Raw genomic sequence first — 21,703 nt, 5'->3', positions numbered from 1 at the left:
AGAAAGTTATATTAACAGATTAGCGTGTTGGCTGCTTTTTGAATAAGTGCCTGATAAGTAAAGTTATTCTTTCTTCAACTCTATATCGTCTGTCAAAGTCAGTTTGCGTTCTTCTTTGATTAAAACTTTCGCTAAAAACAATCCCAGCTCAAACAATAACCACATCGGAATGGCGAGCATCAACATTGATACGCCATCAGGCGGTGTAACGACCGCTGCAACGGCAAAACAGCCGACGATAATATAGCGGCGTTTATCTTCTAGACTCTGAATGGAGACGACACCCGCCAATATCAATAGTAAAGTCACCACTGGAATCTCGAAGGTAAGCCCAAACACCATAAACAGCTTGAGCGCAAAGCTTAAATAACTGTCGATATCTGTCATCGGTAAGACGTTTTGCGGCGCAAACATGATAAAGAACTTAAGCACGCCTTTTAACACAATAAAATAAGCAAACGCTACGCCCGCATAAAATAAAAATATCGAAGACATTAATACGGGAATAGCGACTTTTTTCTCTTTTTTATATAAGCCGGGCGCAACAAACGACCAAATTTGATACAAGATATAGGGCATTGCCAGAAATGCCGCCACAAAGATACTCAGACGTATCGGCGCCATAAAGTTAGAGGTGATATCGGTCGCAATCATCGTTGATTTGGCGGGTAACTGGGCGACCAGTGGGTCAGATAAAAAATCATAGAGCTCGCGTGAAAATCCGACCAACGCCAAAAATATCACCAGTACCGCGACGCATATCTTAATCAGATGCCGGCGCAATTCAATCAAATGCTCAGTAATCGGCATATCAGCCATTGAGCTTAAGATATCACCAGAGTCATCATGCGCAGCGGCATCTGTGGCCGCATCTGTAATAGCATCGATGTCTGTAGCCGTTAATTTTTCTTGACGGCTTTTTTTACGCTTAAATAAATCCACTAATCATTCTCCTGCTGCTTGGCAGAAGCCTGCTGAATTGATGATTTGTTAATCGATGGTTTATTTAAATGGTTATTTAATAACGTATCGGCTTTATAATTGGGCAGGTAGGGCGGCTGCGGCAGACGCCTTGCTTTATCATAAGCGCCAAGACGAAACCACATGTTTTCCCAGGGTTTGGTGCTGATATTTTGAATGTTGCTTTGCGTTGTTTGTGTAGTGATGTGTTGAGTGTCGCTATCATCATTACCTTGACTCTCTGAAAGTTCAGACTCTGTTAACTTTTTATCTAACCCATCATTGTCATAGGTATAGTCAAATTCTTTTGGCGTTGCTAATGAATGATCGTCTTTTTCATGGTCGATTTTATTGCTATCACTATCCACTTTAGCAGTATTAACTCGATGCGCAGCTTTAAGATGCTGGTTTTGCGAGGATTCAAATTCTTGCAGACTGCCGCGCATCTCTGCCATCTCACGGCGCATTTCAGCTTCAGTTTCACGAATTTTAGCCAGCTCTTTTTGCATTTGCTGCCGTGTCTCTGCTAAGTCAAGTTCCGCTTCGATTTCAGACTGCAAAGTAGACACCGTACGACGAATTTTGGCATACCATTGCCCAGCCGTACGCGCCGCTTGGGGCAGTTTTTCTGGCCCCAAAACGATTAAGGCGATGACGCCAAAAAGCAGTAATTCTGAAAATCCGATATCAAACATAATGTCTCAATGCCACTGTTAAATGCTATACATTATGCTTATCATCAACCTTAGTGGTTGTTCGCTCTTCAGGGTGCGCGTTGCCGTCATGATCAAGCACAACTTGCTTTTTGGCATGTTCAGTATTTTCATCTTTAACGGCGTCTTTAAAACCTTTGACCGCGCCGCCCAAATCTTTACCGGCATTTCTTAGCTTGGAGGTGCCAAATACGACCACCACCACCACCAATAAAATCAGCCAATGCGTAATGGAAAAACTACCCATGATGCTATCCTTCTGTCTTGGTTTTCAGTCTTTATAGGAATACGTTGAGTGTATAGAATATTGCTGTCGTACACAAAAGCTATCGACAGCTTATGAGAAGTAACACGTCACACTATTATAACCTGCCGTTATGACAAAAAGGTGAAAGCAACAATAATCAAACAGGGTAATGGCTAAGCTTAAAAACGCTAGCGCGCTGCTTTTTCATCAATACCTGACAGACCAAAACGTCGGCCTAGCTCATTTAATACCGCTTCTGATTCTATATCAAACCATGCCAAGCCCACTAAAGTATGGAACCAAACATCAGCAACTTCATAAATCAGCTCGTGACGCGCTTCGTCATACTGGGCTTTGTCGCTATTTTCATCGCAATTGGCTAAGTCTTTGGCCGCGATGATGCTCTCGGTACTTTCTTCGCCTACTTTTTCTAATATTTTATTGAGACCCTTGGCATATAGACTTGCCACATAAGAGCTGTCAGCGTCCGCTTGTTTGCGCTCGGCCAATACCTTATCAAGCTCCTGCAAAATAGAATGAGTGGTAGCAAGGCTGTTATTTTGATGGGTGTGCGAATGGTCTATATCTTCCGCCGCCGCTTCATTAATTTTAGGCGTGGCTTTTGCAGCGGCGTTTGTCTGATAAATTTCTGCTGGGTCTTTTAATACTTTATCGACGGTTTGCCATTCAGGTGTTTGCCCAGACAAATCTAAACGCTGATAAAAACAAGACTCGCGGCCAGTATGACAAGCGATACCGCCCGCTTGCGTGACGCTCAGTACAATCACATCAGCGTCGCAATCTAGACGAATATCATGCACGCTCTGGGTATGCCCAGACGATTCGCCTTTATGCCATAACTTGCCACGCGAGCGCGAAAAATACACCGCTGTCTGCGTTTCGGCAGTCAATTGCAGGGATTCGGCGTTCATCCACGCCATCATCAAAATACGTCCGGATACATAGTCTTGAGCAATCGCAGGAATCAAACCAGCAGTATTAAAATTTACGGCAGCAAGCCAAGCAGGTAAAGTCATCATCTATCAGTCGTCTTATAAGAAGTAATGAGAAAGGGGTAAACGGTATTAAAGAAAGTAGTAAAAATAGCGCTCAATCTCTACTTAAACACAGCTATCGCTGACATTCAATATGTTAATGCAGGAAATAAAGCGCAATTATAACAGCAGCACGTTTTGCGCGTAGTGTATTTAATAGCAACTAACGCACCCTATAAAGTAGCGATTAAAACTTTCCTTGGCAAAACAGCGTACTATCTGCTAAAATAGCGCCTCCCACCTCGAGGCAAATAGCCGTTTAGTGCTTGTTTTTAAAGCGACTATTCGTTTTTACTATTTGACGACCAGGTTCTATCAAAGACAAAGAGGCAAATCATCATGAAAGTTAAGATGAAAACCAGAAGCGGCGCCGCTAAACGCTTCAAAAAAACAGCGAACGGCTTTAAGCGTAAACAAGCATTCAAAAGCCATATCTTGACCAAGAAATCAGCTAAGCGTATTCGCCAGTTGCGCGGTCTAAAGATGGTGGACAAGTCTGACGAAGCAGCAGTTCGTCGTATGTGCCCATACATCTAATAGCCTATCGTCATTTAGCTTTAATCAATTAAAGATATTTGACTTTGCAATTTGATAACGATGTCTATTAGTTAATTATTTGATGACATCGTGATTCGTTTAATAATGATTAAAAAATCTTGGAGTAATTTATGGCCCGTGTAAAACGTGGTGTACAGGCAAATCGCCGTCACAAAAAAATCTTAAAGCGCGCAAAAGGCTACTACGGCGCTCGTTCACGTGTTTATCGCGTAGCGGTACAAGCAGTGACCAAAGCTGGTCAGTATGCATATCGTGACCGTCGCAACAAAAAACGTACTTTCCGTCGTCTTTGGATTGCACGTATCAATGCTGGTGCACGCTTAAACGGCTTAAGCTATAGCCGCCTTATCAACGGCTTGAAAAAAGCAAACATTGCTATCGATCGTCGCGTACTTGCTGACATCGCTATGCATGATGCAGCGACTTTCACCGCCTTAGTTGAAAAAGCAAAAGCGGAATTAGCCTAAATATTAACTATCCTTTAAGTATTCCGCTTTTTTGAGTGTTTGCTTAAATGGATAGCACTAATATTGATTAATAGTACGATATTAATAAAAGCTACCGCTGGTCGGTGGCTTTTTTTATATTAAATTATTTTACAGCCAGTTTTACACCGCAAAAATGTAAAACGTTTTTAGTGAAGTTGCACCTTTCATTGTCTAAATATTCAAGCCATTTATATCACACGCCTTTGGTTGAAAATGAGTGGGTAAATGGTTTGCAATATTTGGTCAAATCCCTACAATTATAAATCACTATTATTAATAGTCCGTTTAAATCAGGAAGAATGCGTCTTATGACTACCCCTGCTGCTACCACCGATTTGTCGGCGCTACCGACCTTGTCCACCGAGCTCAGCGAGTTAAACGAAGCCCAGTTAAATGAGTTTGCCAGTGCTGCTGAAGCGTTAGTTCTACAAGTAACCGATGTGCGCGCCCTGCAAGATTTACGTGTGCAACTGACCGGTAAAAAGAGTCCATTAACCGGCTGGTCAAAGCAGATGGGTAAGCTTGGCAGCGATGACAAAAAAACTTACGGCGGCTGGTTACATCAAGTGCGTAGCCGCATTCAAGATGCGTTGACCGCGCAGCAGCAAGAGCTAGAAGTGGCGGCATTAAACGCCAAGCTTGCCAGCGAGAGCATTGATATCACCTTGCCTGCGCGCGGTGGTCAAAAAGGCCATTTGCATCCCGTGACCATGATTACCCAGCGTATGCAGCAGTATTTTATCCAAGCGGGTTTTAATGTCGCCACTGGCCCTGAAGTTGAGAGCGATTACTATAATTTTGAAGCGCTAAATATCCCATCGCATCATCCAGCACGGGCGATGCACGATACCTTCTATTTTGATGCGCATTATTTACTGCGTACCCATACCAGCCCCGTGCAAATTCGCACCATGGAAAAGAATGAGCCGCCGATTCGTATTATTTGCCCAGGCCGCGTCTATCGTAATGACTCAGATCAAACCCATTCGCCGATGTTCCATCAGCTAGAAGGCTTGATGGTTACTGAGTCGAGCACCTTTGCCGAGCTAAAAGGCTTGATTAGTGAATTCTTAGAAGCATTTTTTGCCAAAGAGCTGACCGTGCGTTTCCGTCCCTCATTCTTCCCATTTACCGAGCCTTCTGCTGAAGTCGATATTCTCGATGATAATGGTAAATGGCTTGAAGTCATGGGCTGCGGCATGGTACACCCACAGGTGCTGACCAATTGCGGTATTGATAGCGAAAAATACACCGGCTTTGCTTTTGGCATGGGTATCGAGCGCTTTGCCATGCTGTATTACGGTATCGATGATTTGCGCCTGTTTTTCCAAAACGACGTACGCTTCTTAAAACAGTTTGGCTAGATGGTCGTTATTAATACGTCACCCTTTATTCTAAAATCTTTATTATAAAATTCTGATCCGAGATATTTATGAAAATTAGCGAACAGTGGCTACGTCAATGGGTAAACCCCAACAATAGCAGTGAGCAATTGGCCGAACAGCTTACAATGGCAGGGCTTGAGATTGACGATCGCTTTGCGGTTGCTCGTGCTTTTAGCGGCGTGGTAGTAGGTGAGGTAATCAGCGTCGAGCAGCATCCCGATGCCGATAAACTGCGCGTCACGCAGGTCAATATTGGTGCCGCTGAGCCGTTACAAATCGTTTGCGGCGCGCCCAATGTGACGGTTGGTATGAAAGCGCCGGTTGCGACCGTTGGTGCCGTTTTACCATCTAACGACGCAGAAGGCTTTACAATTAAAAATGGCAACCTACGCGGTGTCGACTCTAACGGTATGCTTTGCGGTGCTTCTGAAATTGATTTAACCGATAGCATCGATGGTCTGCTTGAATTGCCAGCTGATGCACCTATTGGCATGGATATCCGTGAGTATTTAGGTTTAGACAATCAAATACTGGATATCTCTATCACCCCAAACCGTGGAGATTGCTTCAGCGTACGCGGTATCGCGCGCGAGATATCAGTCATTAACGATTTGCCGATGCAGCAGCCTTCAATTCCTGCCAACGTGCCAACTGACGCTAACGGTACTGAAAATGCTACGCCCGCAGTAACGGTAAGTGCGGTTGAAGCGTGCCCACGCTATTTACTCCAATCAATCAGCAACATTGATCGTAGTATCGATACGCCAAAATGGATGCAAGATGCGCTCGTACAGTCAGGACTGCGCTCGCATAACTTTTTGGTTGACGTGACCAACTATGTATTGATGGAACTCGGTCAACCGCTACATGCGTTTGATGCCGATACCATTGTTGGTGATATCGTAGTACGTTTGGCACAGCCTACTGAAACCATTACTTTATTAAATGAGCAAACCATTACTCTAACGGGTGATGAGTTGGTCATTGCCGATGATAAAAGTGCATTGGCACTTGCCGGAATTATGGGCGGTCAGCGTAGTAGCGTTACTGATAGCACCACCAATATTGTCCTAGAAAGTGCCTTTTTTAACCCATTAGCTATCGCTGCACGCGCACGCCGTTTTGGTTTGCATACCGATGCCTCACAACGTTTTGAGCGTGGTGTCGATTTTGAATTGCCAGCGTTAGCACTAGCGCGTGCTGTTGATTTGATTACCAGTGTCACGGGCTCGCAAGCTGGGCAAATAGTAAAAGTAGAAAATAGCGAATACTTGCCAGCACGTACGCCGATTACGTTGCCAATTACTAAAGTCCATGAGGTCATCGGTATTGAGATTGAGCCAGCAGTGATGGTGCGTATTTTGACTCAATTAGGCTTTGAGGTAGAGCAGCAAGCAGATAAGCTGATTTGTACGCCGCCATCGTATCGCTTTGATATGAGCATTAAGGAAGACTTGATTGAAGAGATTGCCCGTATTTACGGTTATGACAATATTCCAAGCGTCTTGCCGCATTTGCAAGTCAGCATGGATTATGACGACACCGCGGACTTGACGCATGAGATGAAGCTGGCCTTGGTCAATAATGGCTATATGGAAGCCATTAGCTTTAGCTTTAGTGATGCAAAAATAGAAGCCTTGCTTGATGATAAAGCATTGGGAGAAGTGTTAGCTCTTGCCAATCCTATCTCTAGCGACTTAGCGGTGATGCGCCGTACTTTGCTATCAAGCTTATTGCCTTGTGTGCAATATAACCTCAATCGTCAGCAGCCGCGCGTGCGTTTCTTTGAAACGGGTTTAAGCTTTGTCGGTCAAAGTATTAGCGAGCTGGTACAAACGCCAAGTATTGCGTTAGTCGCAGTTGGCGATGTTTGGGATGAGCAAGCGTATCAAAACCGTGCACTAGATTTTTATGATCTTAAGCATGATATTGAGCAGTTATTACCGGCGCAAATCGACAGTGCGCGTATCCGCTACGAGCGTAGTGCGCTTGCCTTCTTGCATCCGGGTCAAAGTGCCAAGCTTTATATCGATGAGGTATACGTCGGTTGGTTGGGTCAACTCCATCCTAATACCGCTAAACAGCTAGACTTGCCAGCGACGTGGGTCGCGCAATTGTCACTGGCGCCATTATTAACCTTGGTACGTGAACAGCACGCTATCATCACGCCAAGCAAGTTCCCACACGTACGCCGCGATATCGCTATCTTAGTCGATAGTGACATCAGCTTACAGACCTTGCAGGCGACGATTCGTGCTGCAGCTGGTGAATTGCTGACAGATTTATGGTTATTTGATGTGTATCAAGGCGACAAAGTACCGACCGGTCAGCGCTCTTTAGCGTTTGCTTTAATATGGCAAGATAAAGCACAGACCTTATCTGATGACGCAGTAAAAACGGCGACAGATAAAGTCGTGCAGGCGCTAACTGAACAGCACGCTGCTCAGTTGCGTGATAGCTAAAACCAAGATATAACCATCTAAAACGCTCTATAGCCTCTGCATAAATGAGGCTATGGCGTTTTGCTATTTATAAAAATGTTTATCTTAGATAAATTTTCATTCATAAAAAAGTTAAGTGGTTATTAATAAAGGATTTTCATGCAGACTTTATGAAAAAGAGGACAAAAAACCTTTATAATAACTAACATTAATTCTCATACCGCTAAACCATGATATTCGACATCACGACATAGCATAGGAGTCGTACTGTGAGCACCTTAACCAAATCTGACATGATTGAGCATTTGATGAGTCATCTTAACCTGACACGCCAAGAAGGCCGCTGTTTGGTGGAGAATTTTTTTGACGAGTTGTCAGAGAGTTTGATTGATGGCAAAGAGGTCAAGCTGTCAGGCTTTGGCAACTTTGAGCTTAAAGATAAAAATAGCCGTCCTGGGCGCAACCCAAAGACAGGGGAGCCCGTTGCCGTGTCAGCACGCCGCGTCGTCACCTTTAAAACTGGACAGAAATTTCGCCAGCAAGTGGATGAGCGTTTATTTGACCAATAATAATCTTTGTAGTAAGTAAAAATGATGGTTATCACAGTCTATTGAATATATTACTGTGATAACCATCATTTTTTTATGGGGCGCTTTTATATCAAACTACTTTTTATAAAACATGAATAGTAGACATAAAAAAAGAGAGCATAGGCTCTCTTTTTTACTGCAGTACTTTTATCATGAAAAATAAAAATTACTGAGCTGGTTCTTCAACAACAACTTCATCAGCAGCGTCAACAGCTGGAGTTTCGCTAGCTACGTCAACGCTAGTAGTAGTACCATCTACAGGTACTTCAGCATCAACTTCGTCAGTAGCAGTAGTAGCTTGTGCATCAGCGATGTCAGCTTCAGCATCAGCTACAGCAGCTTCAGCTTCTGCAGGTACCGCTTCGCCTTCAGCAGCAGCTTCGTTTAGCTCTTCAGAAGCGTCTTGCACTTCTTCTTGCGCGTCAGATAAATCTTCAGCAGCGTTTTCTTTGTTGCTATCACAGGCAGTAAGGCCCATAGTTGCAGTCATGATACCAGCTAGAGCAAGTAATTTAAGTTTCATAGGGTTTCTCCGGGAAAATGAAATGATCAGTAGCAGCAAAAAAGGTTGAATCTCCGAGATGTCCCAGAATTCAACTAGTATTAATTACAGCTACTCAGCTTTCACGCATTCTATATGATTTCTTTCTGCATGGAAAGAGGTTGTACAATTAAGTAACAATAAAATTGTAAATCAACTTTTAACTTGCTCATTTAATATACTTTTTAATACAACATGCCAAATTAATCGACGTATAATCAATGACATCAGGACGTTTTAGCGCTTTTTTGGTAAAAGAATTCTCTTTAGGATTCTAAGAGTGTTTTGAGATTATTGATAGGCTATTTATCAATAAAATTGATATTAAAATAAAGCAAAAATATAGAAGCGATTAAGCTCGAAAGCTAGAATATAAAATCAACGGAATGAGTTATGTATCTTATAACATTAATAATCAAATAATAGGGTTTACTACGATAGTGATAGGCATGCTATTGGATTTTTAGGAGAAACATTATGAAGTGGCAAGACAGACGTGGCAGCTCGAATGTGCGCACCACCAGTGGCGGCGGCAAAATGATTGGTGGCGGTATCGGCGGTATTATCATTGCTGGTATTTTATGGCTGGTGTTTGGAGTCAATCCGATGACCGCCTTGCAAACGGGGCAAGTGATTACGGGTGGCGGCAATACTTCTACCCAGCCTGCTACTAGCGACGACCGTGATACTCGCTTTGTAAAAGTTGTATTGGCGGATACGGAAGAAGTTTGGCATCAGATATTTAACGAGGCGGGGAGTACTTATAAAGAGCCATCATTGATTTTATTTAATGGACAGGTCAGCTCAGCTTGCGGCAGTGCCAGCGCCGCCACAGGGCCTTTTTATTGCCCAGGCGATCAGACGGTGTATTTGGATACGTCGTTCTTTGTAGAAATGCGTCAAAGTTTAGGCATTACTGGCGATGAACAAGGCTCAGGGGATAGCGAAAATCAAGGTAAAGCGGGAGATTTTGCGCAAGCCTATGTCATCTCTCATGAGGTCGGTCACCACGTGCAGACTTTGCTTGGTATTACTCAGCAAGTCAATGAAGCCAGTCGTCAAGTAACACGCGCGCAGGCTAACAAGTTATCCGTCATGCAAGAGTTACAAGCCGATTGTTTTGCAGGCGTCTGGGCGCAGCGCAATCAGGAGCGCGTACAGTTCTTAGAAGCGGGCGATATTGATGAAGCTATCAATGCAGCCAGTCAAATCGGTGATGACCGTTTAGCGCGTGCCGGCGGCGGCGCTGTGGTACCCGATAACTTCACTCATGGCACCAGTCAACAGCGAGTGCAGTGGTTTACCCGTGGTTTAGAGAGCGGTAATGTGCAAGCATGCGATACTTTTAGCGGCGCGCTATAGAGTTTAGTGGTACGTTATAAAGTTCGTGTTGCGTTATAGGAGTATTTAGGTTTTGCTTACCCTATAAACGTAAAAAAGCCTGCAAATCCATTGCAGGCTTTTTTCTTGCTAACTTTTTAATAGTCAGCTATCTTTTTAAAAGACTCATATAATCCATCATCTTAATTAAGATAATGATTTAAACATAGCTAACGAATAGTGATTAACGAGTTTGGTCAAGGATATAAGCACCTGCGCCGCCGATTGCTGCGCCGCCGATTGCACCGCGAGCGATGTCTTTACTATTGCCGCCACTTTTAAGAAGTGCGCCAGCCGCTGCACCAGCAGTTGCGCCTTTAGCAGTGTTGCTCAAGCCGCTGTTATAACCATAACCATTGTTAGCACAACCGCCCATCATCAAAGCTGAGCTTGCAATCGCAGTTAGTGCAAAAGTTTTAGCAAATTTCATGGTATCACCTATTAAGTTGTCAAATTTGAAATCCAATATACAGGATGTATCTAAATATGTCTGTACTACTTTTAATAATAGCTTGTTTGTCTCTATCAAGCCGTAGTAGAAACGCTAAGCTTTGCAAATATACGGTAAATTATGTTACTTCGCTGTATCATTGGTAGGGGTTTTGCTTATAGTTATTGTATTTATAATGATAGTCCGCTAACTGTTTTTTGCAATTGCGTAATTGCAAAACCAAAAAGACCACATAAAGTGGCCTTTTTTAATCTAGCAATCTAGCTAACGATCTAATTTTGTGATTTACGTTTCATTTGCTCAAAGAATTCATCGTTGGTTTTGGCTTCTTTTAAACGATCAAGCAAAAACTCAGTCGCTTGGACACCATCCATCGGTTGTAACAGTTTACGCAATATCCAAACTTTACGTAGTTTATCTTCATCAAGTAGGCGCTCTTCGCGGCGGGTGCCAGATTTTTTGATATTAATCGCAGGGAAGACGCGTTTTTCGGCCAAGTCACGCTCAAGGGTGATTTCTTGGTTACCCGTGCCTTTAAACTCTTCAAAGATAACACTGTCCATTTTACTACCGGTATCAATCAAGGCACTGGCAATAATGGTTAAGCTGCCGCCTTCTTCGACGTTACGCGCCGCGCCGAAAAAGCGTTTTGGACGTTCTAACGCGTTGGCATCCAAACCACCGGTCAATACTTTACCCGATGATGGGATGACGGTGTTGTAAGCACGGGCAAGACGGGTGATAGAATCAAGTAAAATGACCACGTCTTGCTTATGTTCGACCAGACGTTTGGCTTTTTCGATGACCATTTCGGCGACTTGAACATGACGCTGCGGGGGCTCATCAAAGGTTGAGGCAACGACTTCGCCGCGCACGGTGCGCTCCATTTCGGTTACTTCTTCTGGACGCTCATCAATGAGCAAGACGATAAGGTAGCATTCAGGATTATTACGGGTGATAGACTGAGCAATAGATTGCAAGAGCATGGTTTTACCGGCTTTTGGCGGTGCAACGATAATCGAGCGCTGTCCTTTACCAATCGGGGCAATCAGGTCGATGATACGACCAGTCAAATCTTCAGTGGTGCCATTACCAAGCTCTAGCTTTAATTGCTCAGTTGGAAATAATGGCGTTAAGTTCTCAAAAATCAGCTTATGACGCGAGCGATCTGGGGTATCAAAGTTGATTTCGCCAACCTTTAGTAGCGCAAAATAACGCTCAGAATCCTTTGGCGGACGAATGGTGCCCGCGATACTGTCGCCTGTCTTGAGACTAAAACGGCGAATTTGGCTCGGACTGACATAAATGTCGTCAGGACCTGCTAAATAAGAGCCCTCTGATGAGCGTAAAAAGCCAAAACCATCAGGAAGTACCTCAAGCACGCCGTCGCCGTAGATGGCTTCGCCGTTACGGGCATGGGTTTTTAAGATAGCAAAGATAATGTCTTGTTTACGGCTACGCGCCATATTATCAAGGCCCATTTCTTTGGCGATGGCCAATAGCTCAGCGATTGATTTTTTCTTTAGTTCAGTAAGATTCATAGATAGGTCATTAGCAGTTGATCAGATGAGAGATGCCATTAGCAGCACAAATCACGACAAGGATTAAACAAAGGGTGTAGGGCGATAGAGGGTATATACACAGGGCTTGGGGTTTATGTAGGATTTGTTTTACATGCCAGCTTATAAGCGCCTTGCAAGACAGTCAGGTACGTTTATAAAAAGTGAAGATAAAGAAGTCTACATAAGAGTCTGCGTCAAAAACTCAATATCAGTAATTGTGTTTAGTCATTGCGTTCAGTAGTGGTGTTTTATAATGACGATTGTGTTTTTGTTGATAAACACGAGGAGAATAGCGACAAGACACTTAGGAAAATGATTAGTTTTCTCTTGTCAGCAGACTATACGGCGTTCAAGACAGCCTTGTCAATAATTTTTGCCAAAAAAGCTATAATATCCAGCTTTTTGCTCAGAAAAGCAGCAAAAAAGCCATTAGCTCAAAAAGATAATGGCTTTTTCAATACGAACTTTATAAACAGCATAGCGCATTCTTTAGAAACGCTATTTTTAACAAACGCCTTTTAGCGATTATTAATTGGCATTTATTAACCGTATTTATAGATGTTTATCTAATACTTTAGCAAGTTCAGCTTTTGGCTGTAAGCCCATGACTGAGTCGACTTTTTCGCCATCTTTAAAAACAAATAGTGTCGGGATGTTGCGGATACCAAAACGGCTCGCTGCTTGCGGGTTGTTATCGACGTCGACTTTAACGATTTTAACTTTACCTTGGTACTCGCTCGCCAAATCTTCTAAAATAGGCGCGATGGCTTTACAGGGACCACACCAAGTTGCCCAAAAGTCTACTAGGACTGGCATATCAGATTGTAGGACGTCTTGGTCGAAGTTTGCATCAGTGGTATTAACAATAAGGTCTGACATAATTTATCTCTCTTGTTTTATTATTTCTATCACCAGTCATCATACAATACGGCTGTCATATTCGAGCGATGAGTGGTTAAAGAATGGTTGGGAGGTGGTGAAAATCTGCCATTATATTAACATGTTTGCTCAAAGTTGGCAGATGCAGGCGGGTTAAATTGTTTAACAATTACTATTAGCACAATAAATCGACACATAATGACACAGGTTATGTTTTATCTGTCACCCTAATCTCTTGCGGGTATTATTCTACATCTAGCATGTTTACCGTGTAGCGCCGTTAATATTTCTAAACCCTAATATCATTTATTGCCTTATTAGAATAATCTATTTTTAAACCACCAACCTTTTGATATAAGTAGCCCATTTTTATGCCTTTTACCGATGAAGCAATAGATGCCTTAAACGCTCAAGAAAATGCCTATCCTCTTGCGTTTTTTCAAAAATTTGCCCAAGACATTACCGTCTATGAAGACGATGACATTTGGGTTGTTGATAAGCCCGCCGGACTGTTAAGCGTCGATGGTAAAAGCCTTAAGGTGAGTTTGTTGGCACGACTTGAGCGCGCCAATCCGGCGGTAAAATTGATTCATCGTCTAGATATGGATACTTCAGGGCTACTAATTTTTGCCAAAAATGCCGCCGCGCAAAGCCATATTAGTAAGCAATTCATCGACCGGCTGCCACAAAAAAGCTATCAAGCGCGCGTCTTTGGGGAGTGGCAGCATGTCGGTGCCAAAGGCGAGATATCAGTGCCAGTGCGCTATGAGCCCACGACCAAACCGCGGCATATCGTTGACCATAATTGGTCAAAGCATGCGTTGACACTGTATGAAGTATTGGCGCATGAAGAATGCAACGGTCAGGCCGTCACGCGCGTGCTGTTAAAGCCTGTGACCGGACGCAGTCATCAGCTGCGCGTGCATATGGTGCACGTCGGTCATGTGATGATTGGCGACCCAATTTATGCCGAAGGTGACGCCTTAACGATTGCGCCGAGGCTGAATTTACATGCCCAGCAATTGCGCCTAAAACATCCGACCCTTGGTGCGTGGATGGATTGGGAAAGTCCATGCCCTTTTTAGCCATTCCTCTTTAACAAACTTTTTTAATCAGCCCATTTTAAATAGCTTTTTTTAAATCAATCATGCAAAAACAAGGATCGTATTATGCTTGATATCAATACCGCTAAACAGACGCTTAAACAGCGCTTTAAACCTAAATCATCGTCATCAAAGACGCCCGTCGATTGTGAAGTACTTATCATCGGCGCTGGTATTGCCGGTATCGGTATGGCATGTCGATTGCAGCAGCAAAAGCATAAAGCGCTGTTTGGGCAAAAAAGCTCGAGTCGCTTAAAACAGCGAGCAACAAGAAAGCGGCAAAAAACTAGCCAGCGCTTTATGGTATTAGAAAAACGCGCGGATTTGGGCGGTACGTGGGATTTGTTTACTTATCCTGGTATTCGTTCCGACTCTGATGCTTTGACCTTTGGCTATAGCTTTCGTCCGTGGTTGGACCATCGAGTATTGGCAAAAGGCGGTGATATTAAAAACTATATTGCTGATACGGCGCGCGATTTTGGTATCACTGAACATATCCGCTATCAGCATGAGGTGCAGCAACTGTCTTGGTCAAGCCATAACCAACAGTGGACGGCAACGGTAAAAAACCATGTAAGCGGCGAGGTATTTGCCTTAACGGCAAAGTTTGTCGTCGGTGCTACAGGCTACTATGATTATGAGCAAGGTTATCGTCCTATTTTTGAAAACGAAGCAGATTTCCAAGGTGAAATCATTCATCCGCAGCATTGGCAAAATGTGAATTATGACGATAAAAAAGTCGTCATAATCGGCAGTGGGGCGACAGCGATGACGCTATTGCCTGCCATGGTCGATGAAGCGGGCGAGCAATGCGCGCAGCACGTTACTATGCTACAACGCTCGCCAACCTATGTGGCAAGTGTGCCGGGCGATGATTATGCGCTTGATTGGCTGGCAGGTAAATTTTCGCCGTTATCAAAAACGCAAGCTTATAAGCTACTGCGCGCGCGTAATGTGTTGATGCAACAAGGGACGTATCGAGCGGCGGTGTTTGCGCCCAAGGTGATAAAAGCCTTATTAAAACGTGGCGTGAAAACCGAGTTAAAGGGCAGCGGAGTTGATATTGCGCATTTTATGCCTACTTATAATCCGTGGGATGAGCGGCTTTGTGCGGTGCCAGACAGCGATTTGTTTAAGGCATTACATGGCAAGCGCGCTGCCGTCGTGACTGATCAAATCAGCCACTTTACCAAAACTGGCATCATGCTTGACTCTGGCAAACACCTTGACGCTGATATTGTTGTGACCGCAACGGGGCTAAAGCTGCAAATGCTTGGCGGCGCGAAACTATATATCGATGGACAGGCAATTGATATTGGCAAACGCATGACGTATAAGGCGGTGATGATTGAAGGCGTGCCAAATATGGTGGCGCTATTTGGTTATACCAATGCGTCGTGGACGCTGAAAATCGATTTGGCTTGTCAGTATGTGCTGCGCTTGCTCAACCATATGCATAAGCACGGTTATCAGGTGGCAGTGCCACACGCAAAAACTGCGCATAGCGAGGCGCATACGCAGCCAGATACGGTCATGGGCGCGCTATCGGCAGGCTACGTGCAGCGCGCGCAACACGAATTACCGAAACAAGGCGATGTTTATCCTTGGCGGGTGACCAATAATTATCTGAGTGACCGCGTGATGCTTAAATACCGTAAAGTAAAAGACGATTGGTTACGCTTTAGTCGTTAAGTGTTATTAGTGGTTGTCTTTTAATGCTTATCGATAAATTCTGAGACTTGTTTGCTTAAGATTTGCCACAAGGTTTCTTGCGCACTTTTGCTGCCCCAGGCGTTATGCGGACTAAATATCACCCGCGGATGCTTAGCAAGGGTTAATAAAGGGTCGTCTTTGACAATCGGCTCTTGCTCAAATACATCGGTGGCATAACCAATAATTTGCTCGTTGTTAATGGCATCGGTCAGCGCTTGGCTATCGACAATACCGCCGCGGGCGACATTGACAATCAGTGGCTGTTTAGCCATTTTTGCTAAGGTGTCTTTATTAATTAAGTGCTGGGTTTGCTCGTTTAATGGACAATGTAAGCTCAGTACATCAGACTGCGCCAGTACCTCATCGAACGCCGTATAATCCTCATTACGCGGCGCACGCCCTTGATGCTCCGTCCACAATACTGTCATGCCAAAAGCGCGGGCGATGTCGGTGACGCGTTTACCGATAGTGCCAACACCAATAATACCAAGCGTCTTATCTTCCAAATCTATCAGCGGAATATCGAGCAAGCAGAAATTACCGTTATCTTGCCACGTACCGTCCGCAACTTTTTCATGATAATGGATGCCTGCGCGCATGGCCGTTAGCATCAGCATAAAGGTATGCTCGGGCACGCTTTTGACCGCGTAACCAGCGACGTTATATAGCGCAACATTGTGCTTAGCACAGGTATCTTGATCGACGTTGTTCATACCTGTGGCGGTCAGTTGGATAAGCTTAAGCTTAGGCAGATTGGCAATGACGTCAGCGCTGATTTGGACTTTATTGGTAAAGATAATATCGGCATTTTGACAGCGCTCAATAATCAGCTCTTGAGGTGTATCGTCGTAAGTAATGTAGTCAGTCACGCCAGCAGGTGCTGGTAAGTCGACATTGTCAGAAAAAGTACCCTTGTCTAAAAAAACCGCTTGCATGATGTTTCCTTATCTCATTGTTATTTTGGTGGTGTTCTAAAAAGTATGCTGGCATCAGACATAGCCATAATTGACATAGAAGAATACCAAATCAAACACCTTAAAGTGGTTATCAAACTTCTTTGAGAAGCAACAGGTCTTTCGAACGGCTCGTCGCAATCGGTGTCTAAGGCGACAGTTATTACCTTCTATGCCTACCGTATGCTGCTTGCCGATTTGTTTCTTGTCAGGCTTGAATGCGGTTGTAAAGCTATCCCAGTTATCCATGCTAATAGAACCATAGCTGACTTTCAGTTGTTTAAGACGGGCTCTTAGCTTCTTAGCTGTTTTCAGGTCACGTTTGCCCCAAACATAAGCAACAATCTCATTGGTAGCGCGGTCATAAGCATAAATAAGCCAAACTTTACGCTTTTTGCGATACACGTAAGTCCAAAACTCATCAATCTCTAAGCGTTCATAATAGCGCTTTTTAGGTGTAATCTTATAGACCGATGAGCCTATGGTGCTAAGCACTTTACCAATACTAATAGAGGCTATAACGGCTATGTCTCTGACGCCGCAACCTCTAACCGTCATTAGCCGTATGATGTCTTCTATTTTAGAGTGACAGCCATGATAAGTTAAGGCATGGTCGCCAATGAATTGACGTTTGCAGTCCTTACACTGGTAGTTCTGCTTGCCATAGCTTTTTTTGCCGTGTATCGAAAAACTGGAGCTGTGACAGTCGGGGCATATGATATCTATTTGTGTCTTCATAACCTCAAATATATCATCTTGCTTTGGCTGTCACCTTCCTTTCATCTCCTCAGCATACTTTCTGACACACCACCGATATTTTAAATAGATGACGTTTTAAATGGTCTTGCATTTTAAATAGGCTGATAGAGTTATTGGCTTAATGTAGCACGTTGCCGCACTTAGTCAAAAAATGCGTCAAAAACCCCATCGAAAAGCGTGCAGTAAAAAACCTCTACTTCAATTGAAATAGAGGTTTTATTTTATGGGACAGTTATTTTTGTGCTTATATCGTTCCTAAGCTTATAAAGAAAAACGCTTATAAAGAAAAACGCTTATAAAGAAAAACGCTTATAAAGAAAAACGCTTGCGCAATTTGCCAATCAGACTACGTACGCGACTGCTTAAATCAATACGTACATCGTTTTCAGGGTCGTGCTCGACTTCATAACGTTTGACCAACTCAGGGCTGGCTTTGAGTTTTGCATGATGCTGAAAAGCACGGTTGACGCTAATCTCAAGCAGGCTAGCACGCATGGGCTTAGGTAAGCAGCGATAAACCTGACCTTTATTAATCAAATCAATGAGCAAACCTGCATCCTGAAATTCTGTCTGTACCAAGACCACTAAGTGCGGCGCATCTTGCTTTAAGGTAAAGATAATCGGCGCGATGTTTTCGCCACTGACATTGATGTCGGTAATACACACGCCGATATCTTCATTGGCTAAATAATCGTAAGCTTCTTCCAAGCCTTCAGCGTGCAGGACTCTATAGCTGTGCGAGAATTGCTTGCTTATTTGTTCAATCAGCTCGTCGGTTTCATCGATGACCAACAGTGTCTGCTTTTTACCCGAGCTATCAAATTGCTCCGCGTCCTCATCTGGAGTATAAGTCAACGCGATTTCGGTGGCGCGACCGACGACCGCAAGTAGCTCCTCAGATTTACAAGGTTTGGTCAAATAACGATAAATCTCACCATCGTTAATAGAGCCAATAATAGCGTTCAAATCAGCGTAACCGGTCAATAAAATCCGCATGGTAGATGGCGACACTTCTTTGACTTCACGCAAGATATCGACACCCACGCGCTCGGGCATACGTTGGTCGCTGACCGCCACGTGTACATGGTTATTTTTGATATAGTCGATATATTCAGTCGGGTCAGTGGTGATAAACACGTCATGTGTTTTACGAAACAGCAGTTTCATCGAACGTAAAATACGTTGTTCATCGTCGATAAACGCCAACTTCGGTTTTGGTCCAGACCCTAGCTCAGCACCAGAGGTTTCCATTTCATGGTCAAATTCATTCATGATGATATCCTTATGATGAATAATAATACGATAGCTTTATACAATCATTTAAATAGCAATTGAGCTCACAACAAAACGAACAACAGAACCTAGCGCTTACGCTGCTAGGCTTTGTTCAGTTAAATCATTATCAATCGGTAGCGTTAAGGTAAAGGTGGTACCAACGCCTTCGGTTGAGACCGCTTTAATGTCGCCATTATGCTGCTCCATAATCTGCTGACTAATCGCCATCCCAAGACCTGTACCTTCGCCCGCGCCTTTGGTGGTAAAGAACGGTTCAAAGATTTGGTTAAGCACCTCGGCGCTCATGCCTTTACCATTGTCGCTGACATCGATATAGACATTGCGCTCATCAGAACGCGTGCGCACTTCGATTTTGCCATCCGGTTTTTCGCCCATGGCTTGCGCGGCGTTATTAAGCAAGTTCACCAAGACTTGGTTAATCTGTGACGGCGAGCATTTAATCTCAGGGGTCGGCGCAAAATCAGTGACAATTTCTTGATGTCTGATAGAGTTGCCAGCGATTTTCAATGACGCTTCGATACATTCGCGCACATCGATGGTTTTCACTTTTGACTCATCAAGACGGGCAAAGTTACGTAAGTTTAGTACCATCTCGGTGATTTGCTCGACGCCAAAGAGAGAGTCTTTAATTAGCTCTTTAAGCTCAGTGGACAAATCATCTTCTTGGATTTCATCCGACGCACGGACGATATCAGCCAATAGTTTGTCAATTTTGCCATCAGTAGCGGCGTCAGTTTTAACGGCTTTTAACCCTTGTACCAACTCAATCAACTCTTCGTATTGCTCAGTCAACTGACCGATAATCTCAAGGTTGTTTTGCACATAAGACAGTGGTGTATTGACCTCATGAGCAACACCTGCGACCATTTGACCTAACGTTGCCATTTTTTCTGAACGAATCAATTGCAGCTGAGAGTTTTTCAGCTCTTTTAGCGTCTCTTGTAGCTCAGCGGTACGCTCTTCAACTTTAATCTCTAGCTGCTGGTTGATATTGGCAAGCTTACCTTCGTTAGATTGGATACGGTCTAGGAGGTCATTAATAGAGCCGTTTACCAGCCCAATCTCGTTGCGACCTTCGGCGAATTTAACCTCGCTTAGCTTATTGTATTGCTTATCGTTAATCAGGTTTTCCGCTTGCGAGATTTTATCGGTGGTTTCTTTTAATGGTTTAAACGCTAAATAAGTGAGCATAAAGTAAATCAAACCCGCGGTGATAAGTAGCGCGAGGGCAATCCAGTTAATCAGATTCTTACTTAGATTGTCAGCGATGGCGTTAATTTCAGCATCAGGCTGGACGACGATAAGTTTCCAATAAGTCTCAGGAATCTCAAATACGTACGCTTGGCTGCCGTTATAGTAGCTGTCTTTTTCCAACTCAAAGCTCTGCAATAAGCGGCTGTCCATCGCGTTTTGCTTATTTTCACCGTTATTTAGATAAGCGGCGTAGTTGACGAGATAATAGCCTTTTGACGTACCGGTTTCGGCTTTATCAAGCGTGGTCAATACCTGCTGAACTTGCGGCGATACGCTAGCGGCAACGCGCTCGATGGTTTCGTTACGCTGCGTCTCCAAGAAGTTTAGTACCGGATTCCAAGCAGGGTCAGCGTTGATTACTTGCTTGATATCAAGCGGTGTACCGGTTTTTTCGTCGATATAGTTTAAGCGCTCAGGATTAGAGGAGGCGATAACTTTGTCACTGTTATCGAGCAGTAAAATATAACCTGATCCCGAGCTTTCGCTGAGTTTAACGATGTTTTCTTGTAGCTGATTGAGGGTAAAGTTGACGGTACTGGCACCCCAGAACTGGTTGTCACGCTCGATGGCGACACCGCAACTCATTGCCAGCTCGCCTTTGGTTTGGCTGGCGCGTACATGGTTCCATATACAGCTTTCAGGTTTGAGCAATTTCAAAACGCTAAACCAGTCTTCTTGATAATAAGGATTGGCAGGATTTGGGTCGCTGAGTACCGCTTGATAATCGCCGTTTTGACGCACCATCAAAAATGGATGGGTGGCGGTATTGGCGCCCAGTGCGCCTTTTTCCGGCCAAATGCCGCCACTACCTAATAAGTTATAATCGCGCTTATCAAAAGCATTGGCGGTACTGGCTTGCAAAATTGCTTCTTGTGGCGGCAAAGTTTGCGCGCTTTGCTGCAATAACAGGGCACTACGCATCACGCGATTGATATCGGCTGAGATACTATTGACCGCGGTATTACCACGCTCAGCGACCAGTTTTGCGGATTCAAGGCGAATTTTTTCATAACCTTCTTTATCAACAACATAAACAACAACCGCTAGTACGACCGCAAACGCAATAAATAGAATGGTCGTCACCTGGGTACTGACTTGGTTAAAAAAGCCAACTTTTTTGGAGGCACTCATGAGGGGATTGTCCTTGGATAAACGTAACCACAAAGCAGACTGTTGATACAGACTACCGATGCTATTTGCTGCAAGCAATCGATGATGTGGTGATACGTAAGCCTTACGAAAATGGGATTTGAGTATTAGGGCAAAATTTTTAATATTTTCAATCAGTTAAATATCTATACATATAACTAATATTAAATAATCCACAGATAATTCATAACTTAAACGACTATAAAAAACACTATTTGGCTTACTT

General features: G+C 43.8%; 20 protein-coding genes. 8 read left to right on the top strand and 12 right to left on the bottom strand.

The genetic code is table 11. The features are described from left to right. Positions 1-63: 63 nt before the first annotated feature. The 4 genes from tatC to hisIE all read right to left on the bottom strand — a co-directional run bounded on the left by tatC (position 64) and on the right by hisIE (position 2,957). Positions 64-942: a twin-arginine translocase subunit TatC gene (gene tatC / locus AB8P72_RS12330; protein WP_193030992.1), complete on the bottom strand. Its 879-nt coding sequence runs from the start codon at positions 940-942 to the stop codon at positions 64-66. After that, positions 942-1,655 carry a Sec-independent protein translocase protein TatB gene (tatB, locus tag AB8P72_RS12325; RefSeq protein ID WP_193030994.1) on the bottom strand — a complete coding sequence of 238 codons (714 nt, stop codon included), beginning with the start codon at positions 1,653-1,655 and terminating at the stop codon, positions 942-944. The genes tatC and tatB overlap by 1 nt, the downstream gene beginning before the upstream one ends. Before the next feature lie 25 nt (positions 1,656-1,680). Next, complete coding sequence (gene tatA, locus AB8P72_RS12320) at positions 1,681-1,920, bottom strand: Sec-independent protein translocase subunit TatA (RefSeq protein WP_144297674.1); 240 nt, start codon at positions 1,918-1,920, stop codon at positions 1,681-1,683. A 188-nt stretch (positions 1,921-2,108) separates the two neighbouring features. Next, on the bottom strand, positions 2,109-2,957 hold the full coding sequence (gene hisIE / locus AB8P72_RS12315; RefSeq protein ID WP_369958297.1) for a bifunctional phosphoribosyl-AMP cyclohydrolase/phosphoribosyl-ATP diphosphatase HisIE: 849 nt from the start codon (positions 2,955-2,957) through the stop codon (positions 2,109-2,111). A 357-nt stretch (positions 2,958-3,314) separates the two neighbouring features. On the opposite strand from hisIE, the gene rpmI reads away from it, so the two are divergent. The 5 genes from rpmI (at position 3,315) to AB8P72_RS12290 (ending at position 8,416) form a co-directional block, all read left to right on the top strand. After that, positions 3,315-3,512, top strand: a complete 198-nt coding sequence (gene rpmI, locus AB8P72_RS12310) for a 50S ribosomal protein L35 (RefSeq protein ID WP_011281253.1) — start codon at positions 3,315-3,317, stop codon at positions 3,510-3,512. A gap of 131 nt (positions 3,513-3,643) precedes the next feature. Further along, a complete protein-coding gene (gene rplT / locus AB8P72_RS12305; RefSeq protein WP_058369591.1) occupies positions 3,644-4,000 on the top strand; it encodes a 50S ribosomal protein L20 in 357 nt (118 codons plus the stop codon). Positions 4,001-4,329: 329 nt separating this feature from the next. Continuing rightward, positions 4,330-5,385 (top strand): phenylalanine--tRNA ligase subunit alpha, encoded by a 1,056-nt coding sequence (pheS, locus tag AB8P72_RS12300; RefSeq protein WP_068403765.1) that lies wholly within the window; start codon positions 4,330-4,332, stop codon positions 5,383-5,385. A 68-nt stretch (positions 5,386-5,453) separates the two neighbouring features. Next, entirely contained in the window at positions 5,454-7,868 is a 2,415-nt protein-coding gene (gene pheT, locus AB8P72_RS12295) for a phenylalanine--tRNA ligase subunit beta (RefSeq protein WP_369957814.1), read from the top strand. 248 nt (positions 7,869-8,116) lie between these two features. Beyond that, entirely contained in the window at positions 8,117-8,416 is a 300-nt protein-coding gene (locus AB8P72_RS12290; RefSeq protein WP_011281249.1) for an integration host factor subunit alpha, read from the top strand. A gap of 187 nt (positions 8,417-8,603) precedes the next feature. Here the strand turns inward: AB8P72_RS12290 and AB8P72_RS12285 are convergent, their stop codons facing one another. Next, complete coding sequence (locus tag AB8P72_RS12285) at positions 8,604-8,960, bottom strand: hypothetical protein (RefSeq protein ID WP_198328953.1); 357 nt, start codon at positions 8,958-8,960, stop codon at positions 8,604-8,606. 495 nt (positions 8,961-9,455) lie between these two features. On the opposite strand from AB8P72_RS12285, the gene AB8P72_RS12280 reads away from it, so the two are divergent. Then, a complete protein-coding gene (locus tag AB8P72_RS12280) occupies positions 9,456-10,340 on the top strand; it encodes a neutral zinc metallopeptidase (protein ID WP_144297669.1) in 885 nt (294 codons plus the stop codon). Positions 10,341-10,542: 202 nt separating this feature from the next. Here AB8P72_RS12280 and AB8P72_RS12275 read toward each other — a convergent pair whose 3' ends face one another. From AB8P72_RS12275 to trxA, 3 genes are all read right to left on the bottom strand, one after another. Further along, entirely contained in the window at positions 10,543-10,788 is a 246-nt protein-coding gene (locus AB8P72_RS12275; RefSeq protein WP_068403710.1) for a hypothetical protein, read from the bottom strand. Between the two features lie 293 nt (positions 10,789-11,081). Further along, positions 11,082-12,350, bottom strand: a complete 1,269-nt coding sequence (rho, locus tag AB8P72_RS12270) for a transcription termination factor Rho (protein WP_068403707.1) — start codon at positions 12,348-12,350, stop codon at positions 11,082-11,084. 573 nt (positions 12,351-12,923) lie between these two features. Then, positions 12,924-13,250, bottom strand: coding sequence for a thioredoxin (trxA, locus tag AB8P72_RS12265; protein ID WP_068403703.1), 327 nt, complete (start codon positions 13,248-13,250; stop codon positions 12,924-12,926). A 371-nt stretch (positions 13,251-13,621) separates the two neighbouring features. Between trxA and AB8P72_RS12260 the strand changes: the two genes are divergently transcribed. Together AB8P72_RS12260 and AB8P72_RS12255 are read left to right on the top strand one after the other, a co-directional pair. After that, positions 13,622-14,335 (top strand): RluA family pseudouridine synthase, encoded by a 714-nt coding sequence (locus AB8P72_RS12260; RefSeq protein ID WP_198328954.1) that lies wholly within the window; start codon positions 13,622-13,624, stop codon positions 14,333-14,335. A gap of 207 nt (positions 14,336-14,542) precedes the next feature. Further along, on the top strand, positions 14,543-16,045 hold the full coding sequence (locus tag AB8P72_RS12255; protein WP_369958296.1) for a flavin-containing monooxygenase: 1,503 nt from the start codon (positions 14,543-14,545) through the stop codon (positions 16,043-16,045). Between the two features lie 20 nt (positions 16,046-16,065). Here the strand turns inward: AB8P72_RS12255 and AB8P72_RS12250 are convergent, their stop codons facing one another. From AB8P72_RS12250 to AB8P72_RS12235, 4 genes are all read right to left on the bottom strand, one after another. Further along, a complete protein-coding gene (locus AB8P72_RS12250) occupies positions 16,066-17,001 on the bottom strand; it encodes a D-2-hydroxyacid dehydrogenase (protein ID WP_369957813.1) in 936 nt (311 codons plus the stop codon). A gap of 54 nt (positions 17,002-17,055) precedes the next feature. Beyond that, on the bottom strand, positions 17,056-17,757 hold the full coding sequence (locus tag AB8P72_RS12245) for an IS1 family transposase (protein WP_369957812.1): 702 nt from the start codon (positions 17,755-17,757) through the stop codon (positions 17,056-17,058). 330 nt (positions 17,758-18,087) lie between these two features. Next, positions 18,088-19,050 carry a response regulator gene (locus tag AB8P72_RS12240; protein WP_198329208.1) on the bottom strand — a complete coding sequence of 321 codons (963 nt, stop codon included), beginning with the start codon at positions 19,048-19,050 and terminating at the stop codon, positions 18,088-18,090. A gap of 96 nt (positions 19,051-19,146) precedes the next feature. Beyond that, positions 19,147-21,459 (bottom strand): ATP-binding protein, encoded by a 2,313-nt coding sequence (locus AB8P72_RS12235; protein WP_369957811.1) that lies wholly within the window; start codon positions 21,457-21,459, stop codon positions 19,147-19,149. Positions 21,460-21,703: the final 244 nt, after the last annotated feature.

This window comes from Psychrobacter sp. CLB018 (assembly GCF_041222815.1).
Lineage (GTDB): Bacteria > Pseudomonadota > Gammaproteobacteria > Pseudomonadales > Moraxellaceae > Psychrobacter > Psychrobacter faecalis.
Note: the sequence above shows the minus strand (reverse complement) of the source record. Positions and strands in the feature narration are given on the sequence as shown.

Excerpts from the sequence above, each read along its gene's own strand:
- tatB (WP_193030994.1), bottom strand. The coding sequence starts at position 1,655 with ATGTTTGATATCGGATTTTCAGAATTACTGCTTTTTGGCGTCATCGCC.
- tatA (WP_144297674.1), bottom strand. The coding sequence starts at position 1,920 with ATGGGTAGTTTTTCCATTACGCATTGGCTGATTTTATTGGTGGTGGTG.
- hisIE (WP_369958297.1), bottom strand. The coding sequence starts at position 2,957 with ATGACTTTACCTGCTTGGCTTGCTGCCGTAAATTTTAATACTGCTGGT.
- rpmI (WP_011281253.1), top strand. The coding sequence starts at position 3,315 with ATGAAAGTTAAGATGAAAACCAGAAGCGGCGCCGCTAAACGCTTCAAA.
- rplT (WP_058369591.1), top strand. The coding sequence starts at position 3,644 with ATGGCCCGTGTAAAACGTGGTGTACAGGCAAATCGCCGTCACAAAAAA.
- pheS (WP_068403765.1), top strand. The coding sequence starts at position 4,330 with ATGACTACCCCTGCTGCTACCACCGATTTGTCGGCGCTACCGACCTTG.
- pheT (WP_369957814.1), top strand. The coding sequence starts at position 5,454 with ATGAAAATTAGCGAACAGTGGCTACGTCAATGGGTAAACCCCAACAAT.
- AB8P72_RS12285 (WP_198328953.1), bottom strand. The coding sequence starts at position 8,960 with ATGAAACTTAAATTACTTGCTCTAGCTGGTATCATGACTGCAACTATG.
- AB8P72_RS12280 (WP_144297669.1), top strand. The coding sequence starts at position 9,456 with ATGAAGTGGCAAGACAGACGTGGCAGCTCGAATGTGCGCACCACCAGT.
- AB8P72_RS12275 (WP_068403710.1), bottom strand. The coding sequence starts at position 10,788 with ATGAAATTTGCTAAAACTTTTGCACTAACTGCGATTGCAAGCTCAGCT.
- rho (WP_068403707.1), bottom strand. The coding sequence starts at position 12,350 with ATGAATCTTACTGAACTAAAGAAAAAATCAATCGCTGAGCTATTGGCC.
- trxA (WP_068403703.1), bottom strand. The coding sequence starts at position 13,250 with ATGTCAGACCTTATTGTTAATACCACTGATGCAAACTTCGACCAAGAC.
- AB8P72_RS12260 (WP_198328954.1), top strand. The coding sequence starts at position 13,622 with ATGCCTTTTACCGATGAAGCAATAGATGCCTTAAACGCTCAAGAAAAT.
- AB8P72_RS12255 (WP_369958296.1), top strand. The coding sequence starts at position 14,543 with ATGGCATGTCGATTGCAGCAGCAAAAGCATAAAGCGCTGTTTGGGCAA.
- AB8P72_RS12250 (WP_369957813.1), bottom strand. The coding sequence starts at position 17,001 with ATGCAAGCGGTTTTTTTAGACAAGGGTACTTTTTCTGACAATGTCGAC.
- AB8P72_RS12245 (WP_369957812.1), bottom strand. The coding sequence starts at position 17,757 with ATGAAGACACAAATAGATATCATATGCCCCGACTGTCACAGCTCCAGT.
- AB8P72_RS12240 (WP_198329208.1), bottom strand. The coding sequence starts at position 19,050 with ATGAATGAATTTGACCATGAAATGGAAACCTCTGGTGCTGAGCTAGGG.
- AB8P72_RS12235 (WP_369957811.1), bottom strand. The coding sequence starts at position 21,459 with ATGAGTGCCTCCAAAAAAGTTGGCTTTTTTAACCAAGTCAGTACCCAG.